Origin of the sequence: Streptomyces sp. R11 (assembly GCF_041051905.1) — a bacterium.
In the GTDB taxonomy this organism is placed as follows: domain Bacteria; phylum Actinomycetota; class Actinomycetes; order Streptomycetales; family Streptomycetaceae; genus Streptomyces.
In genome coordinates this window covers 5,834,035-5,851,149 of sequence record NZ_CP163432.1, presented here as the reverse complement: position 1 = coordinate 5,851,149, position 17,115 = coordinate 5,834,035, and the positions used below count along the sequence as shown (strand labels likewise).

Annotated in this window: 20 protein-coding genes; 3 read left to right on the top strand and 17 right to left on the bottom strand. The window is 70.6% G+C overall.

Features of this window, described 5'->3' with window-relative positions; translation table 11 throughout:
- Positions 1-201: 201 nt before the first annotated feature.
- The gene (locus tag AB5J55_RS27210) at positions 202-975 is read right to left on the bottom strand and encodes an isoprenyl transferase (RefSeq protein WP_369273145.1); all 774 of its coding nucleotides are present in this window, start codon (positions 973-975) and stop codon (positions 202-204) included.
- A 930-nt stretch (positions 976-1,905) separates the two neighbouring features.
- Between AB5J55_RS27210 and AB5J55_RS27205 the strand changes: the two genes are divergently transcribed.
- A complete protein-coding gene (locus AB5J55_RS27205; protein WP_369273144.1) occupies positions 1,906-3,093 on the top strand; it encodes a winged helix DNA-binding domain-containing protein in 1,188 nt (395 codons plus the stop codon).
- Positions 3,094-3,110: 17 nt separating this feature from the next.
- Here the strand turns inward: AB5J55_RS27205 and AB5J55_RS27200 are convergent, their stop codons facing one another.
- Positions 3,111-3,896, bottom strand: a complete 786-nt coding sequence (locus AB5J55_RS27200) for a class I SAM-dependent methyltransferase (protein WP_369273143.1) — start codon at positions 3,894-3,896, stop codon at positions 3,111-3,113.
- A gap of 51 nt (positions 3,897-3,947) precedes the next feature.
- Between AB5J55_RS27200 and AB5J55_RS27195 the strand changes: the two genes are divergently transcribed.
- On the top strand, positions 3,948-4,445 hold the full coding sequence (locus tag AB5J55_RS27195) for a DinB family protein (protein WP_369273142.1): 498 nt from the start codon (positions 3,948-3,950) through the stop codon (positions 4,443-4,445).
- Between the two features lie 31 nt (positions 4,446-4,476).
- Here the strand turns inward: AB5J55_RS27195 and AB5J55_RS27190 are convergent, their stop codons facing one another.
- The gene (locus AB5J55_RS27190; protein WP_369273141.1) at positions 4,477-5,355 is read right to left on the bottom strand and encodes an LLM class flavin-dependent oxidoreductase; all 879 of its coding nucleotides are present in this window, start codon (positions 5,353-5,355) and stop codon (positions 4,477-4,479) included.
- Positions 5,356-5,416: 61 nt separating this feature from the next.
- On the opposite strand from AB5J55_RS27190, the gene AB5J55_RS27185 reads away from it, so the two are divergent.
- Positions 5,417-5,779 (top strand): DUF192 domain-containing protein, encoded by a 363-nt coding sequence (locus AB5J55_RS27185; RefSeq protein WP_369273140.1) that lies wholly within the window; start codon positions 5,417-5,419, stop codon positions 5,777-5,779.
- Between the two features lie 30 nt (positions 5,780-5,809).
- Here AB5J55_RS27185 and AB5J55_RS27180 read toward each other — a convergent pair whose 3' ends face one another.
- The 14 genes from AB5J55_RS27180 to AB5J55_RS27115 all read right to left on the bottom strand — a co-directional run bounded on the left by AB5J55_RS27180 (position 5,810) and on the right by AB5J55_RS27115 (position 17,020).
- Positions 5,810-6,439, bottom strand: a complete 630-nt coding sequence (locus AB5J55_RS27180; protein WP_369273139.1) for an OmpA family protein — start codon at positions 6,437-6,439, stop codon at positions 5,810-5,812.
- Positions 6,440-6,446: 7 nt separating this feature from the next.
- Positions 6,447-7,025 carry a hypothetical protein gene (locus AB5J55_RS27175; RefSeq protein WP_369273138.1) on the bottom strand — a complete coding sequence of 193 codons (579 nt, stop codon included), beginning with the start codon at positions 7,023-7,025 and terminating at the stop codon, positions 6,447-6,449.
- Positions 7,026-7,041: 16 nt separating this feature from the next.
- Positions 7,042-7,677: a pilus assembly protein TadG-related protein gene (locus AB5J55_RS27170; protein ID WP_369273137.1), complete on the bottom strand. Its 636-nt coding sequence runs from the start codon at positions 7,675-7,677 to the stop codon at positions 7,042-7,044.
- On the bottom strand, positions 7,674-7,868 hold the full coding sequence (locus AB5J55_RS27165) for a Flp family type IVb pilin (protein WP_369273136.1): 195 nt from the start codon (positions 7,866-7,868) through the stop codon (positions 7,674-7,676). Before AB5J55_RS27165 ends, AB5J55_RS27170 begins: the two co-directional genes overlap by 4 nt.
- Before the next feature lie 133 nt (positions 7,869-8,001).
- On the bottom strand, positions 8,002-8,727 hold the full coding sequence (locus AB5J55_RS27160) for a response regulator (protein ID WP_369273135.1): 726 nt from the start codon (positions 8,725-8,727) through the stop codon (positions 8,002-8,004).
- Positions 8,724-9,944, bottom strand: coding sequence for a sensor histidine kinase (locus AB5J55_RS27155; RefSeq protein ID WP_369276318.1), 1,221 nt, complete (start codon positions 9,942-9,944; stop codon positions 8,724-8,726). The genes AB5J55_RS27160 and AB5J55_RS27155 overlap by 4 nt, the downstream gene beginning before the upstream one ends.
- A 196-nt stretch (positions 9,945-10,140) precedes the next feature.
- Complete coding sequence (locus AB5J55_RS27150; RefSeq protein WP_369273134.1) at positions 10,141-11,043, bottom strand: DUF5936 domain-containing protein; 903 nt, start codon at positions 11,041-11,043, stop codon at positions 10,141-10,143.
- 33 nt (positions 11,044-11,076) lie between these two features.
- Positions 11,077-12,021, bottom strand: a complete 945-nt coding sequence (locus AB5J55_RS27145) for a type II secretion system F family protein (protein WP_328423997.1) — start codon at positions 12,019-12,021, stop codon at positions 11,077-11,079.
- A gap of 10 nt (positions 12,022-12,031) precedes the next feature.
- On the bottom strand, positions 12,032-13,369 hold the full coding sequence (locus AB5J55_RS27140) for a CpaF family protein (protein WP_369273133.1): 1,338 nt from the start codon (positions 13,367-13,369) through the stop codon (positions 12,032-12,034).
- A 12-nt stretch (positions 13,370-13,381) separates the two neighbouring features.
- Positions 13,382-13,753, bottom strand: coding sequence for a TadE/TadG family type IV pilus assembly protein (locus AB5J55_RS27135; RefSeq protein WP_369273132.1), 372 nt, complete (start codon positions 13,751-13,753; stop codon positions 13,382-13,384).
- Between the two features lies 1 nt (position 13,754).
- Positions 13,755-14,075 (bottom strand): pilus assembly protein, encoded by a 321-nt coding sequence (locus AB5J55_RS27130; RefSeq protein WP_369276317.1) that lies wholly within the window; start codon positions 14,073-14,075, stop codon positions 13,755-13,757.
- Positions 14,076-14,140: 65 nt separating this feature from the next.
- Positions 14,141-15,403 (bottom strand): CpaE family protein, encoded by a 1,263-nt coding sequence (locus tag AB5J55_RS27125; protein ID WP_369273131.1) that lies wholly within the window; start codon positions 15,401-15,403, stop codon positions 14,141-14,143.
- A gap of 9 nt (positions 15,404-15,412) precedes the next feature.
- A complete protein-coding gene (cpaB, locus tag AB5J55_RS27120; protein ID WP_369273130.1) occupies positions 15,413-16,120 on the bottom strand; it encodes a Flp pilus assembly protein CpaB in 708 nt (235 codons plus the stop codon).
- Positions 16,121-16,210: 90 nt separating this feature from the next.
- Positions 16,211-17,020, bottom strand: coding sequence for a hypothetical protein (locus AB5J55_RS27115; RefSeq protein ID WP_369276316.1), 810 nt, complete (start codon positions 17,018-17,020; stop codon positions 16,211-16,213).
- Positions 17,021-17,115 lie beyond the last annotated feature (95 nt).

The window sequence follows — 17,115 nt, the reverse complement described above, 5'->3', positions numbered from 1 at the left end:
CCGTGCCGTGACCGCACGGTGGGGCTGGTGCAAAGGGCCTCCCGGGCGGACGGCCCCGTGCCGTCCGCTGAGATACGACACCCGTGGTTCGGGTGTCGACCTGCTTGCCTTATGCCCTCGAACGTGCGATGCCATGCCGACGCGTATGACGGCGCGCTGGTGAACTCCTTGTTACTTCTGTCCCGCGGGGGATGAGTTCGCTCAGCCGCCGTAGCGCCGGTGCCGGGCCGCGTAGTCGCGCAGAGCGCGCAGGAAGTCCACCTTGCGGAAGGCCGGCCAGAAGACTTCACAGAAGTAGTACTCGGAATGGGCCGTCTGCCACAGCATGAAACCGGACAACCGCTGCTCGCCGCTGGTGCGGATCACGAGGTCGGGGTCCGGCTGGTCGCCGGTGTAGAGGTGGCTGCCGATCAGATCGACGCTGACGGACTCGGCGAGGCTCTCCATCGAGGTGCCCTTGTCGTGGGCGTCGACGATCATCGAGCGCACGGCGTCGGCGATCTCCTGGCGACCGCCGTAGCCGATGGCGACGTTGACCAGTATCCCGTCGATGTCCGCGGTGGCCTCCTCGGCCTCCTTGAGGCTGGTCTGCATCCCGGACGGCAGCAGGTCGGGCGTGCCCACGTGGTGCACGCGCCAGCGCCCGTCGGCGGCGAGGGTGCGGACGACGTCCTCGATGATCCCGAGGAGCGGGCCGAGCTCGTCCTGGGGCCGGTCGAAGTTGTCCGTCGACAGCAGCCAGAGGGTGACGACCTCGACGTCCGTCTCACTGCACCAGCCGAGGAACTCCTCGATCTTCTCGGCACCGGCCCGGTGCCCGTGCACGGTGGAGGAGCCCGCCGCCTTCGCCCAGCGACGATTGCCGTCCATGATCACGCCGATGTGCTTGGGCACCTGAGCGTGGTCCAGGTGGCCCTCCACCCGGCGTGCGTACAGCCTGACCAGCAGGCCGCGCAGCTTGTCGCGCAGGTTCACGTGATTGTCAGCCCCTCCGTACGGATCGGACAGGCGCGCGGGCGCTGCGCGCGGCGCAGGCGAGGGCGGTTCCTGTCCGTATGGCGGTCCCCTACCGGCGAAGCGTACCCCTGCGGGGGCTTGGGCCGTGCTTACGGGTGCGGGTGCGCGGGGGGTGCCTTGGGTGGGGGGGTGTCCTGTGCGCGTGGGCGGCTGCGGGACGGTGGGGGCTGGTCGCGCAGTTCCCCGCGCCGCTGTGGGTGGATGCAGTCGCCGGCGTGTGGAGGGACCCCCTGCGCGAACAAAAAACGGGCCGGTCCGTGGGGGGGAGACGGACCGGCCCGAGGGGGGGTTTCCACCATAACCCTTCGTAAGTGATGCTGCGTGCATCGGCGTGCCACAACTACTCTCCGAAATCGCTCGGCGACGGCCCGGTGGCCGCGAGAGGGCCTCTTCGTGGCCGGTTCATGGCCTGGTGGGAGTGGATTCCCAGGGGAAACGGGTGGGATGTGGCCGGATCCATAGGGTTTGCCACATCTTGAGCCTCGGCGCGCGACTTGTCCCCGCTTCCCCCGCCCGGGTGACCCGGCCGCGAACGTCGGCTTGACGGCGCCCATGGCTGCAGAAAAGGAGCCCGGCTTCGACGCGACACGCGTCCAGCAGGGGCGCTTGCGAGGGCACGGCACCGCGCAGCCCCCTCCGCTGCGCGGTGCCGCCGCGCAGCTTTGCTTACGCGAATTACCTTGGTCTGAACTTACGTGAGAGGTGTGAGGAAATCGAGTCGGCCGCCATAACAATGTGGAAAAGGTGTGGGTTCCTTGGATGCGCAGGGGGCGGCGCCCCTTCGCGCACGGATGCGTGGTTTGCACCACACGGGCCTCAAGGGCCCTCGGATGACATCGGGTGTTCCAGCGGACAGTCCCCGGCCTACATCCGGCCTAACGTCGCGCTATGACTGCGAACGCGAGCAGGGCGATCACGTGGGACGAGGCGAGCGCACGGCGTACGGAGCGGCAGTTCCTGTCCCGTCCCGCCGCGCACGGCACGCCGGTCGCCGATGTGGTGGGGGCGATGCTGGGCGCGCATGCGCAGGTGCTGTCCGCGGCCGAGGTGTCGGTCGGGGTACGGGCCGCCGGGGTGACTCGGGCGGACGTACGGGCCGCGCTCTGGGAGGACCGCTCACTGGTGAAGACGTTCGGCCCGCGCGGGACCGTGCATCTGCTTCCCGCCGCCGAGTTGCCGCTGTGGTGCGGCGCGCTGACGGCGATTCCGAAGGGCCCGAGCCCGTTTCCGCCGGACGTCGCCGTCACCGAGGAGCAGGCGGAGCAGATCGTGGCGGCGATCGGGGACGCCCTCGACGGGGTCTGCCTGACCGTGGAGGAACTGGGCGAGGAGGTCGTGGCGCGCACCGGCCCGTGGGCGGGCGACCGGGTGATGCCCGCCTTCCAGGATCTGTGGCCGCGCTGGCGGCAGGTGATGCACCGGGCCGGCCAGTCGGGCGCCCTGTGCTTCGGCCCGAACCGGGGGCGGAAAGTGACGTACACCCGACCGCGGGGGGTCGATTCCGTACCGGGGCCAGGGTCGGGGCCTGCGGGCGAGGGGGCGCTGCGGGAGCTCGTACGGCGGTATCTGCGCGCGTACGGCCCGGCGGCTCCCCAGCACTTCGCCAAGTGGCTGGCGGCGCCCGCCGGTTGGGCGGTGGCGCTGTTCGGGGAGCTGGCGGGGGCCGGGGAGGTCGAGGAGGTGTCGTTCGAGGGGGCCGCGGCCTGGGTGGCGGCGGGCGACACGGAGTTCCCGGCGGGGAAGGTACGGGGCGTGCGGTTGCTGCCTTACTTCGACGCGTACGCCATCGCCGCGCAGCCGCGGCAGACGCTCTTCCCCGGGGAGGCGTACCAGCGGGCGCTGGCGGGTGGGCAGGCGGGGAACTTTCCGGTGCTGCTGGTGGACGGGGTGGTGGCGGGGGTCTGGCATCAGCGGCGCCAGGGCCGTCGTACGACGGTGACGGTGGAGCTGGTCGGGCGGCGCCTGACGGCGCGGCAGGAACGGGAGCTGGGCGAGCAGGTGGAGCGGGTGGGGGAAGTGCTGGAGGCGAAGGCGGAGTTGGTGGTCGGGAAGGTGACCGTCGGACCGCATGCGTGAGTGTCCCGCCGGGCGGGTCAGGCGCTGGGCTTGCGGGCCTCGAAGAGGTGGCGGGTGCTGTGCGCGACGAAGGGACCCTCGGACGCGATCTGTTCGTGCAGGGCACGCAGTTGCGGCCGGTACGCCTCGACGGTGAAGCCGGGGACCATCCAGACGACCTTGCGCAGAAAGTGCACGACGGCTGCGATGTCGTGGAACTCCATGCGCAGTTCCTCGGCCCGCAGGTCGACGATCTCCAGGCCGGCTGCCTCGGCGTCGGCGCGTTCCCCGTCGGGGTGGCGGCCGTTGCGGACCTCGTCCGGCTGGGGCCCCAGGAAGTACTCGACGAGCTCGAAGACGCTGCGGGGTCCGACGTGCTGGGCGAAGTACGTGCCGCCGGGCCTGAGCACGCGGGAGATCTCCGGCCAGTGGGCCCGCACCGGGTGCCGGCTCGTGACCAGGTCGAAGGCCCCGTCGGCGAACGGGAGCGGGGCGTCCTCGGGCGAGGCGACGACCGCGACGCCGCGGGCGGCGAGCAGGGCGGTGGCCTTGGCGACGTTCGGCGGCCAGCCCTCGGTGGCGACGGTGAGCGGCGGGGCCTTCGGTGCCCGGCCGAGGGCGAAGTCCAGCACCTCCCCTCCCCCGGTCTGGAGGTCGAGCGCGGCGGTCGCGCCGGCCAGGCGGTCGGCCAGGGAGACGGCATACCCCCAGCTGGGCCGCGCCTCGGTGGCCCGCCCCTCGAACCAGGAGAAGTCCCAGCCCTCGGTGGGCACGGCCGCGCCTTCGGCGACGAGCTCCTCGAACGACCTGCTGTCCTTTCCCATGCCGTGATGATCGCAGGGCGCTGTCAGTGTCCGCTGCTAGTTTTCGGCGCCATGACGAACTCGACGTACACGGCAGGCGAGAAGGAAACACTCCGGGCGAGCCTCGACCAGCACCGGGACGCGGTGCTGTGGAAGCTGGAGGGCCTGGACGACGAGCAGTTGCGCCGCCCGATGACCCCGACCGGCACGAGCCTGCTGGGCCTGGTCAAACACCTCGGCTCGGTGGAGTACGGCTGGTTCGTCTCGACCTTCGGCGGCGAAGTGGAACCCCTGTGGTTCGACCCCTACAGCGCCGAGGACATGGCGGCCGACCAGGGCGAGACGACACAGCAGATCGTCGAGTTCTACGGCCGTGCCCGCGCCGCCGCCGACCGCGTGATCGCCGAGCGGCCGCTGACGGACCTGGGGCAGCCGGCGTGGCGGGGCGAGGCGGTGTCGCTGCGGTGGGTGCTGGTCCACATGATCGAGGAGACGGCACGGCACGCGGGCCACATGGACATCGTGCGGGAGCTGATCGACGGCACGACGGGGGCTCACCAGCCGGGATGATCCCCCGTCGCGCCGTCCCTCACCTCGTCCCTCACGGCACCAACGGCCGCACTTCCTCCGCCGCGAACCGCACGAAGCCCTCCGGGTCGGGCTCGTCACCCGTCGGCTGCAGGACCACGGTGTCCGCACCGGCCTCCGCGAGCCGCTGAACGGCCTTCGCGACGGCGCCGGCGTCTCCGGCGACGCCGAGACCGCTGACGTCACCGGGCCCCTCGGCTTCGAGCTCTGCCTTGAGCCGGGCGGGCCCGTCGGGGCCGGTGGCGGTCAGGAGGTAGACGACGACTTCGTGCGGTTCGCCTCCGGCACGTCCCGCCGCGTCCCTCCCCTCCTCGATGAGTTGCCTCGCCTTCCTCACCCCATCGGGCGAGGTCGAGGCGGTGAGCAGGGTCCCGTCGGCCGCCTCACCGGCGAGCCGCAGCGAGCGGGGGCCGGTGACGCCGGCGATGACGGGCACCGGCCCGGCGGGCGGCCAGTCGAGGGCGACGTCGTCGAGCTTGACGTACCGCCCCTCGGTGGTGACCGTCTCCCCGCCGAGCAGGGCGCGCAGGGCGACGAGATGCTCGCGCAGCAGCGTCACCGGCGACTCGACCCGAGCCCCGACCTGACCCATCCAGTCCTGCACACCGTGCCCGAGGGCGAGGATCGGCCGTCCGGGGAACATCCGGTGCAGCGTCGCGGCTTCCATGGCGGTGATGGCGACGTTCCGCAACGGCACGGGCAGCAGCCCGACGCCGACCTTGACACGCTCGGTCCAGGCGAGGGCCGCCGCTGCGGTGGAGATCCCTCCCTCCCGGAAGCAGTCCTCCCAGAGCCAGAGCTCCTCGAGGCCTGCCTCGTCCGCGATACGGGCGACGGAACGGAGTCGCTCGGGGGCGAGTTGGGGGCGGAAGATTGCGCCGAGTCCGGTCATGGGGCCTTTCCTACCCGGGTAGCACTCGCCGGACAACAGGAAATCCAGGAGGTGGCTGAGGATGGGGCGGCGGTGGCGGGACGGTCGGGGGACGCTGGTCGTTCACGGGGAGCGGGGGGACGTCTCGGTGCCCCTGGAGATCGCCGCGTCCTACCGGGCCCGTACGAAGGGGCTGCTGGGGCGGGACTCCGTCGCCGGAGCGATGCTGCTCACGCCGGCCGGCAGCGTGCACACCTTCCGCATGCGGATGCCCATCGACGTGGCCTACCTCGACCGACGGCTGAACGTCATCGCCGTACGCACCATGCCACCGGGGCGGCTGGGCCTGCCCCGACTTCGTTCACGCCATGTGCTGGAGGCGGAGGCCGGGGCAATGGCCGGGTGGGGGGTGCGGGCCGGGGTGCGGGTGACTGTCGAGGTGTAGGCGTGGGTGGGGTGACTCCCCAGCGCCGGGTCAGTTGTCCGTGCGCGGGAAGGAGACCTCCACTCGTCGGTTCTTCTTGCGGCCCGACTCCGTCGCGTTCGAGGAGATCGGGTACTGCTCGCCGTAGCCGCGTACCTCGTAGGTGACCGAGGAGTCGGTCAGCTCCGACTCCAGGACGCCCTGTACGGCGTTCGCGCGCTTCCTGGACAGGACGTCGCCGTGGGCGGAGGAGCCCAGGTTGTCGGTGAAGCCGAAGACGCGGATGCGCGTGGCGTTCTGGGTCTTGATCTCCTCGGCGATTTCCGAGATACGGGCCTTCGCCTCGCCGGTCAGCTTCGCGCTGTCCTTGGGGAAGAGGACCTCGGCCTGCAGCGCGAACTTCACGTCCGAATTCGTGTCCTCCCGGCGTTCCTCGCCGGCCTGGTCCTCGACCACCTGCTTGATGTCCAGAACCTTGGCCTCGGCGAGCGTCGCCCCTTCGGGGAGCTTGAGGTCGGGGTCGTTGGCGTCCACCTCCACGGGGGCGGTGGCGGTGGCTTCGGTGCCCGGGGGGACGCTGGGGTCGTCGGCGGCGTCGGCTGTTGTGGCGCCCAGGAGGTTGGTGGCGACCATGAGGGTGGCTGCGGTGAGGGTGAGGGGGAGGCGGGGGGTGCGGGTCATTTTGGCCTCACCCGGAGATCTGGAGGGTGGCGGAGGCGAACGTCGGCAGCTGGAAGCTGACCTCGTTAGTGCTTGTCGGCGGGGCGGGGAACTGCATGAACACAGGAATGGAGTCGCCGGGCTTGATACGCGGCATGCTGGTCGTCGTCAGGGGACGACCGTCCGTGTCGCGCAGCACGTAGTACCGCTTCTTGCTCGCCGAATCGACGAGGGTCGCTCCGCCCAGCGATGTTCCGTGCCTGACGATCTCGGTCTCGTCACCCGAAGTACGCGCCGATACGCGGGCCGCCTCGTCACCGTCGTTCTTCATTTCGCCGCTCACGGTGACAAACCCACCGGAGTCGCGCTGAGCAGAGGTGATCCTGAGGATCAGACCGTCCTCGCCCTTGAGCTCGGCGAGGAGGTCATCGGTTCCCTCTTGAGCACTCGGTTTGGACCCGCCGCCCTTGGAGGCTGACGCGGAGCTCTCCGGCTTCTTGTCGTCGTCGCCTCCTCCTCCGCAGCCGGCCACTCCGAGGGCCAGTCCGGCCACGGCGGTCAACGCGACCATCCCCCTGCGGGCCTTCGTCGTGAACCGAATGCTCATGCCTCTGCTTCCTTCGTCACTCGTCGTTCGCTTGTGAGTCGGCCAGATGGACGTCGAAGAGGTTCTCGGGGGCCGGAAGAGTGGTCGGGTCCTCCGGGTCCAGGTCCCAGTCCGTGTCGTCGTCGCACTTGAGTTGCGGCAGAGGCAGTGTGTCGTTCCCGTCACCGTCGTCGCCGCCCTCTCCGGGGAGATCGAACGTGCAGCGAGGCTCGATCACGGCGGTGGCTGATGCCGTCGACTTGAAGTTCCCCGTGCCGGGGACGATGGAGTCGCCCACGGACTTGTTGGTTTCGACATCCACCGTGTAGCCCAAGGGTTCTGCCGGCCCACAGCCTTGGACGTCGGCGTCGTTCTGGGCCGCCAGTTCGTAGGCCCGCCAGCATCCGTCGACCAGTTCAGTGTTGCCGTCAAGGATGTCCTGCCACTTTGTCGGGTCGCCCACGACCTCCAACCAGTCCCCCGCGAGTTGGTCCCGGGACTCCTGCGCTGCCGCCAGCGCCGCCGCATCGGCGGCAGTTTGGGCACCGTTCCGATTCGCCGCGGCCTGGCCGACCGCAAGGTAGGCGAACGCGAGAAAGAGCAGGCCCCCCACCACCGTGATGTAGATGGGGAAGGCCTGCCCAGCGTCGCCGAAAGTACGGCGCCTGATCATCCGGTGAGTTCGTCGATCTGCTCCACAATCGCGTCGTAGATCGTCTGCCCGATATCGGTCCCCGTAATGGCCAACACAATCGCCACCACCACCGCGATGATCCCCAGATACTCCACCGCCGTCTGCCCCTTGTCGTCGCGCGCGGCACGGGAGCGCAAGTACTCGACGGTGGTGTTGATCCAGTTGCTCATGGTGTTCCCCTCTGGGCACGCAAGTCCTGTGAGAAGTCTCAGGAGAAAAGTAAGCGCGAACACCCCAAACACCAGAGGGTCCCAGGACCCAATTCCAGGCCTCGGCCGAAAACCGCCGTCGCACCATCGCCGCTCATCCCCGTCCTGGGTGGGAACCCGGCGCCGTCCCCAGCCACTTGGCCGCGGCCTCCCCGCGGCTGGTGCTGTGGAGTTTGGCGAAGATGCGGTTGATGTGGTTCTTGACCGTCTTCTCGCTGATGAAGCAGGCGGCGGCGATCTGCTGGTTGTTCATGCCGGATGCGATGAGGTCCATGATCTCCGCCTCCCTCCTGCTCAGCCGGAACCGTGACCGATACGACGACGACTGTCCCACAGTTGGTTGCACTTGCGAAAGCAGTTCTGCAGAATTCCCTGTCGCAGTTGGGAGTTCGATGTTTGCTTGAGCGAGTGATGCTGCTGCCGTGGGGGTGAGTCGGGGCTCAGTCGACCCTCTGCCTCGCTCGATGTCCCGCACCGCCGCCACCAGTTCGTCCGTCGTGAACTCACCGTGCACCAGATAGCCGGCGGCGCCGAGACGCAAGGCTTCGCGGACCGTCTCCGACTCCCCGCTGTAGGTGAGCATCATCACCGGGGCGATGCCGACCAGGTGCGGGAGGGCCGTGAGGCCGTCCGTGCCCGGCATGCGGACGTCCAGGAGGATCACGTCGGGGCGGTGGCGGCGGGCCGCTTCCTGGGCCTCCTGGCCGTTCGCCGCTTCGGCCACCACCGTTATGTCCACGTGGGTGGAGAGGAGGGCCGTCAGGCCGGCTCGGACCACCGGGTTGTCGTCTGCCACCACTAGCCGGAGGGGGGTGTTCATGGGGTCGCCTTCGTCGTCGTCAGGGCCGCCAGCGGGAGTTCGAGACGGACCTCCGTGCCGCGAGCGTGGGTGCCCTTGCCGATGTGGATGCCTGCGCCTATCGAGGCGGCTCGTTCGGCCATGCCGATCACGCCGAAGTGGCCAGACCGGCGCAGGTGTTCGAGGGTCGTGTCGGGGGGCATGCCCCGGCCGTCGTCCTGGACCGTCAGGCACAGCACCTCGCCCCGCGCACCCGCCCGCACACCCGCTCGTACGTCGACCCGGGTCGCGGCCGCGTGGCGGTGGGCGTTCTCCATGGCCTCCTCGGTGATGGTGAGGAGTTGGCGGGCGACCGCCGGTGGGAGCGGGAGGGCGTGGGCGGCCTCGCCCAGAGTGCCGTACGTGGCTGCCATGCCCGTGCGCTTGGTGAAGGCCTCGGTACGGGCGGCCAGTTCCGGCGTGATGTCCGTCGCGTGGTCCGGGTCTGACTCGCGGCGCAGGTCCGCCAGGAGTTCCCGGGACTCGGCGGCGGCTCGGCGGGCCGCACGGGCCACCAGTTCGGCCTGCTGGCTGACGCGGGCCGGGTCCATCGACGCCGACGCCGCGGAGAGCGCCAGGCCGTCCGCCGCCAGCGCCACGCCGTGCAGCGTCTTCGCCACCGAGTCGTGCATCTCGCGGGCCAGGCGGGCCCGTTCCGCGCTCACCGCCTCGGTCACCGCCAGCCGTGCCTGGATCGTCGTCAGTGCCTGCGTGGCCGTACCGAAGCGGAGCATCAGGTTGCGCAGGGACGAGCCGAGCGCGCCCGTGATGACGCACAGGCCCGGGAGCAGCAGTTTCTCCGCCAGGCCACTGCCCGCCTGCGCCTCCTTGTTGATGGCGTAGGCCAGCAGCAGGATCAGGGACTGCACACTCGCGAACACCGCCGCGCCCCGGTAGCCGTAGACGATGCCGGCGAGCAGGGGCGTGCAGACGCTGACGTAGGCCAGCGTGGTGTCGGGGCCCGCTGAGATGAGGAGGAGGGCGGTGAGGAGGGTGTCCAGCGCCAGGAGGGTGGGGTGGCGCAGGAGGAGCGGGCCGAAGCGTTCCCAGTCGCGGAACAGGGCGTAGGAGCCCATGAACGTGACCACGACCGCCGCGCCCATCAGGCGGGTTCCCAGGCCGGGCGTCGCGTTGAGCAGGGCCGCGGGCGCGGCCAGGGCGATCATGGCGAGGCGGAAGCCGAAGACCTGCCGGCACATCGCCTGGAGGGCGTTTATCTGGAGCGGTATCGCGTCGGTTTGTTCGGTTCCCCCGGCTGCCCGGGACAGCCGAAGGCGCCCCAGCAGGAGCGCGATGCCTGCCATCGCACCCGACGCCGAGGTCCCCCTTGTGCCCGTGCCGGCGCCCGTACCCGCGCGCATCCTCACCGGCATGCCTGCCATGCGGTCCTCCCCCCTACTCCCCCGTCAACGACCCGAAGTCCGTCCCGGAGCCCAGCAGCAGTCCCGCTCCCAGCAGGATCATCGTGGCCGGCACCATGAACGTCGTGATCATCAGCGTGGCGCGCGGCACCGCCCTGGCCGCCTTCCGGCGGGCGTTCTGGGCGTCGGTGCGGCGCATGTCCTTGGCGAGGGCGACCAGCGTGTCGACGATCGGCGCGCCCAGTTCCTCGCCCTGCTGGAGCGCCGTCACGAACATCGCCACCTGTTCGGAGTCGTTGCGGCGGCGGAGTTCCGCGAAGGCCTGGCGGCGGCTCATGCCGAGGTCCATCTGGCGCAGGGTGATGCGCAGTTCGTCCGCCCAGGGGCCCTCGTACCTGGACGCGACCCGGTCGAGTGCCTGGCGGAAGCCCAGGCCCGCGCTGACCACCACCGCCAGGACGTCCAGGAAGTCGGGCAGGGTGCGTTCGATCTCGTCCTTCCTGATCCGGATCGCCGACCAGATGCCGACCTCCGTCCAGAAGGCGCCGAAGGCCAGCAGCAGCAAGGCCACCAGCACCTGGCCCCGGAGCAGGAACACCAGGAAGCCCAGCGCGCCCAGGAAGCCGTACACCGCGCGCCTGGCCGCGTAGCGGTCGATGGTGAGGCCGCCGGGGTTGCCCGCGAGGTCGATCTTGCGGCGGTACCTGGCGACCAGCTTCGGGCCCATCAGGCGCAGAACTGCGGGGGCGTAGCGCATGCCCATGCGGTCGATGAGCGAGTCCACGGCGCCGGTGCGGGTCGCGCCGATCTCCAGAGCCAGCGCTAGGTCGCTGGGCAGTTTGGCATCCGCGCGGTACATGCGGATCCCGGCGAAGATCCCCCACACGCTGAGGGCCATCACCAGCGCCAGCACAAGGCCCAGTTGTCCGAGTCCCATGGTCGTCGTCCTCCCTTCCTGCGCCTCGGCGCCTCAGACGTCGATCCGCGAGAGGCGGCGGATCAGGACGAAGCCCACGGCGTACAGTCCGAACGCGATCAGCACCGCCACCTGGCCGACCGGGGAGGCCGTCATGCGGTCCAGGGCGCCGTCCTTCACCCCGTTCATCAGGAACAGCGACCCCACTCCCAGCGCCGGGACGGCGTACGACGTCATGCTGACCTGGGACAGCTGTGTACGGACCTCGCGTCGTGTCTCCTTGCGCTCCTCCAGGGTCTCCGTCAGGTTCCGCAGGGCGCTCACCACCTGGCCGCCGGCCCGGTTGGACAGCACCAGCGTGGTCACCAGGACGACCAGTTCGCGCGACGGCAGGCGTTCCGCGAGCTCGCCGAGGGCGTCGTCCATCGAGGCGCCCAGCGCCAACTGGTTGGAGACCTTGGCCAGTTCCTCGCCCGCCGGGGCCTCCAGCTCCTCCGCCGCCAGGCCGATGGCGGTGCGCAGGGCGAGGCCCGCGTGGGCGGCGTTCGCCAGGATGCGGGCCAGTTCGGGGAGTTGGTTGATGAACCGCTCGATGCGCTTCTGGCGTTGCCAGTTCAGGAACTGCATCGCCGCCCAGACGCCCAGCAGGCCGGCGATCGGGCCGAAGAAGGGGGCCAGGGCCGCCTGGCCGACCAGCCACAGGCCCGCCACCGTCGCCAGCATGTAGACGAAGAACTCGCCCGGCGTGACGTCCAGGCCCGTCGCCACCAGCCGCAACTCCAGCCGCTTGCCCAGTTTCGTACGGCGCAGGCGGCGGTCCAGGTCGGCGAAGCGGCGCCGGCGGCCGGCTCCGGTGATCTGGCCGGCGGAGGTCAGACGCTCGACCAGGGCCTGGCGCTGGGCCCGGCCGGCGGCGTGGACGTGTACGCCCGCCACGGCCAGGGCGCAGGTCAGCAGGGCGACGCCGGTCGTGAGCGTGATGCGGGTCTGGAGGTCCATCAGTGGGGTCCTACCTGGCTTCTCGGGTGGCGAGCTCGAGTGGGGACTGGGCGACGCCGAATGCCTGGGGTATCGGCTGGCTCGCCATGTAGAGGCGGTCGGCGGTGCGGCGCGGGAGGGGGAAGTACGCGAAGGCGCCGTGGACGCGGCCGTCCGGCGTCATGGGCTGGGCGTGGAAGCGGGCCACCGTCGCCAGCCGGTACGGCTCCGCCCCGTGACTGTCCAGGATCGCGATCTCGGTGATCCTGCGGGCGCCGTCGGGGAACCGCGTCAGCTGGATGATCGCGTCCACGGCGCTGTTGATCTGGTCGTGCAGCGCCTCGAAGGGGACCGACGCGTCGGACATGGACGCGAGGGTCTTCAGCCGCATCAGGGCGTCCTCCGCGCTGTTGGCGTGCACGGTGGCGAGGGAGCCGTCGTGGCCGGTGGACATCGCCTGGAGCATGTCGAGGGACTCACCGCCGCGGACCTCACCGACGACGATGCGGTCGGGGCGCATCCGCAGGGAGTTGCGGACCAGGTCCCGGATGCTGACCTGACCCTTGCCCTCGACGTTCGGCGGGCGGGACTCCAGCCGGATGACGTGGGCCTGTTGCAGCTGGAGTTCGGCCGAGTCCTCGATGGTGATGATGCGTTCGGCCTCGGGGATCAGGCCCGACAGCGCGTTGAGCAGCGTCGTCTTGCCGGTGCCCGTCGCTCCCGAGACGATGATGTTGAACTTTGCCTGCACCAGTCCGGCCAGCAGATACACCATCGGCTCGTCGAGCGAGCCCAGGCCGATCATCTCGTGCAGGGTGAAGGAGCGCGGGAAGCGGCGGATCGTCAGGGTCGCCCCGGTGAGCGACAGGGGCGGGATGATGACGTTCACGCGCTCGCCGGACGGCAGGCGCGCGTCCACCATCGGGTTCGACTCGTCGACGCGCCGGTTCACCGTCGAGACGATCCGCTCGATGGTCTGCATCAGCTGGTCGTGGGAGGGGAAGCGGAGCGGCAACTGCTCGACGCGGCCACCTCGTTCGACGAAGATCGCGTCCGGGCCGTTCACCATGATCTCGGTGATCGACGCGTCTTCGAGCAGCGGCTCCAGGATGCCCAGGCCGAGTGCCTCGTCGACGACCCTGCGGATCAGCTGCGAGCGCTCGACCGTCGACAGCACCGGGCCCTCACGGCTGATGATGTGCCCGAGGACCCGCTCCAGGCGGGCCCTGCGCTCGGCCGCGGCCAGCGAGCTCATCTCCGCGAGGTCGATCTCCTCCAGGAGCTTGGCCCGGTACGAGGCGACCAGGTGGCCGTCCTCGCCCCGGCCGGCGTTCTCCTCCGGGGCGTTGATGCGTGACCTCAGGCTCATGTGGATCCTCGTTCAGTGGTCGAGCGGCATGGTCGCGGTCTTCTGGGCGGGGTCGAAGTTCCAGCCGGGGACGATCGACGGGATCTCGACGGTGGCCGTGACGGTGACCTCGTCGCCGCCGGCCGCCTCCGAGCAGGCGGTCCCGTCGGCGAGCCAGCCGCTGACCGCGTTCTGGCACCCTTCCTGAGCGGCACCGGGTTCGAGCGAGGCGGCCCGCGCCCCCGCCCTGGCCGCCGTACCGGCCTGCTGGGCGGTGTAGGCGATGAGCCCGATTTGGATGCCGGCCATGGCGACGAGGATCAGGATCGGGATGAACCCGAGGTACTCGATGGCGACCTGACCGCGGTCGCGGCCCGCGCGGCGGGGGAAAAGCCGGTACGACATCTCAGTCCTTCTCCTCCTGCACGGCCCCCGCATGGCCCTCCACCGGGAACGGGAAGCCGATGGAGCCGGGGAAGAGGACGGGCACCTGGAGGGTGACGTCGGCTGTGACATAGCCGCCGCTCGCGCTGCACTCCACGGTGGCGCCCCCCTGCCAGGAATCCGGAAGGTGTTGCAGCCCTGCTTCCGCACAGGCCGACTGCCCCTCCGACGCCGTCGCCGCCCGCACCGCCTCGTCCGCAGCATTCCCCGCGAGCGTGAACGTGTACCCCAGCAGCACGCACTGCCACAGCAGCACCAGCGTCAGGATGATCAGCGGCGTCATGCCGAGGAACTCGATGGTCACCTGGCCCCGGTCGTTCCTGAGCCGGCCCTTGTCCCCCCGCCGCCTCACCTCCCGATCTCCTTCCGGCGCCGGAAGGTCAGCGCGGCCCGGTCCCCGCCCCGCGCCCGCCCGTTGCGGCGCTGCACGGCTCCCTCGGTGCCCTTGACCAGGCCCAGTTCCCCCGCGAGCGCCCACAGGGCCTGCTTGACCGTCCCCCTGTTGTCCAGCTCGTGCACCCGGCCGGCGTCGACCGCGCCCTGGAGTTCCTTGAAGTTGGCGGGGATCGCGGTGGCCGCGACCGACGTGCCGGTGATCCGCTGGATCAGGGCGGGCTGGATCTCCGTACCGCGCGAGTGGCGGTTGACGACGATCATGGTCTCCTCCGCCTTGCGGATCTGCAGGCGGTCCCACATCCGGACCGTGCGCTTGGCGCCGCGCACCGCGACCACGTCCGGGGTGGTGACGAGGAGGGCCGTGTCGGCCATCTCCACGGCGGCCGCGCTCGCGCCGCTCAGTTGGGCGCCGCAGTCGACGACGACGACCTCGTAGCGGGAGCGCAGGGCGGTGACGACGTGGCGGGCGGCGCGGTCGGTGACCTCCTCGCCGCGCTCGCCGTCGCCGGGGGCGAGGAGCAGCGCCACCCCCGTGTCGTGCCGGAACACCGCGTCCGCCAGCACGCGCGGCGTGATGTCGCTGATGGCGGCGAGGTCGACGACCGAGCGGCGGAACTGGATGTCCAGGTAGGAGGCGATGTCGCCGGTCTGGAGGTCCATGTCGAGCAGGGCTGTGCTGCGGCCCGACGCCTGCGCCGCGAGGGCGAGTTGGATGGCCGTGAGGGTGGCGCCCACGCCGCCCTTCGCGCCGCTCACCGTCACGACGGTGCCGCCGACGCCGCTGAACACATCGCCGCCGGCGCCCAGATGACGCCGTACGCCCACGGACCACTGGGCGACCGCGTTGACGCGGCTGGCCAGTTCCTCGTAGTGCAGCGGCAGGGCGACCAGGCCTCGGGCGCCGTAGTCCATGGCGGCCTGGAAGAGGCCGGGGCTGGCGTCGGACGTCACGAGGATGACGCCCACCGCCGGGAAGCGCAGGGCGACCTCGCGGATGAGCTCCAGGGCCGGGACGGGGCCGATGCGCTCGTGGACGACGACGACCTCGGGCAGTTCGTCGATGGACTCGGCGGCCAGGCGCGCCAGGGTGTCGACGAGTTGGGTGGAGTCGGTGACCGGGGCCACCGGCTCGGCGTCGGGAAGCTGGCTGAGCAGCGTCGTGAGGGACCGGACCGCGTCCGCGTCGCCGACGGCCGGGAGGATCCTCGTGGGCATGGGGGCCTCTCACTTGTCCTTGGCGAGTTCGTAGGTGCGGTCCGTCGCGGAGATGTCGGAGTCGGCGCCGGGTGCCACCAGGGCGAGCCGGACCTCGTCGGCGAAGGACTCGGCGTACGTGATGCGCTGGGCGTCGACGGTGGCCAGGGCGAAGGTGATCGGGACGGCCTCGGTGGGCTGCCGGTCCCGGTCGTCCGCGTCGGGTCGCAGGGAGGTCAGCTTGCCCACGTCGATGACGCGGGCGTTCTCGACGATGAGCTTGGACTGGTCGGGGTCGCCGTCGCGCTGCCCCTCGAAGGTCGCGTAGACGTTGACCGTGGAACCCGGGGTGATCTTGCCGGCCACGCCGGTCGCCGCGTCGATCATGATGGCGAGTTCCTGCTCGCCCTGCTGGAGGGCGGGCTGGTCGACGATCATGTCGCTCTGCAGCAGGGAACCCTCGAGCAGTCGCGTGACGGCGATCTTGCCCTGGATCTCACGGAGGTTGGTGACCGCGTTCTCGGACAGCCACCGCTCGGGCATCTCGATCTTCTCGAACTGGGCCGCGCTGAGCGGGGTGTAGGGATCCACGTTCCGCTTGAGCCGGTACGCGGTGACCTCTGGCCCGACCTTGGACTTCACGTCGTTGATGACGGACAGGACACCGGCGAAGGCGCCGAGGGCGCAGACGACCGACAGGAGCAGGAGTATCACGCCGCGGCGCTGACGGGAGTTCATGAACCGTGCAACCTCATTGGGGGAATCGGTCGGGTGCGGTCGGAGTGGGGTCGGTCGGGGTCGGGGCTGCCGTGAACGGCCGGGTCCCGGTCAGCCCGCACGGGCCGGCTGCTCGTGGGTGGGCGGGGTGGCGGAGCAGAAGACGCAGCGATCGCCGATGACGTCGATGCCGCACCAGTGACAGGAGTTCTGCCGTACCGAGGTGACGAGTTGGTAAAGCACCGAGAGGTCGGGCAGGTAGGCGCAGAACTCGATCAGCCGGGGCGTCCCCCACCAGGTCGCCGACTCGGCGGGCAGGACCACCTCGCGCAGGCCCTGCGCGTTCCACGACTTGGCCAGGGTGGCGGTGACCCAGTCGGACTGGAGCTGGCCCTGGGCGACCAGCATCGAGGTGCCGAACTCCGGGCCGGGGAGGGTGACTCCGGGGGCGATGCGGACGAGTTGCGGGGCCGGGTGGGCGAGGACGCCGAACTGGCTGCCGGGCATCCAGGACTTGGCGTGCGACTTGAGGTCCACGGGGACGCGGTCCAGCTTGGCGACGGAGCCGAGGAGCGCTCCGGCGTGGATGTAGTGGGTGAGCAGCCGGCCGGCCGAGGCGAGGACGCCTGGGCTGAGATCGCAGGAGGCCAGCTGCCGCAACTGGCGGGCCAGGACGGCCAGTCCGAGCGGGGGCAGTTCGGGGCGGAAAACGGCGATACGGTCGCTCTCCAGCAGGGACCGTACGGTGTGCAGTCGCTGCTGGACACCACGGGGAACGGCCTGCGAGCAGACGACCACGACATGTCCGTGCTGCTCGATCAGCGTCTGCATGCCCGCCAACGACCGCTCCAGGGGCTCCCGGTCGAGGTCCTGGAGCACGACGGCGGGCACGGTTCGCTCGTCCTGCGCCGGTAGCGCCATGTCGGCGCTGGTCACGGCAATGGCAGTTGGCACACGCAGCTCCCCGCTTCCCGCCCGGTCCGGTGCACGGGTGTTACTCCGGTGCACCGAGATGA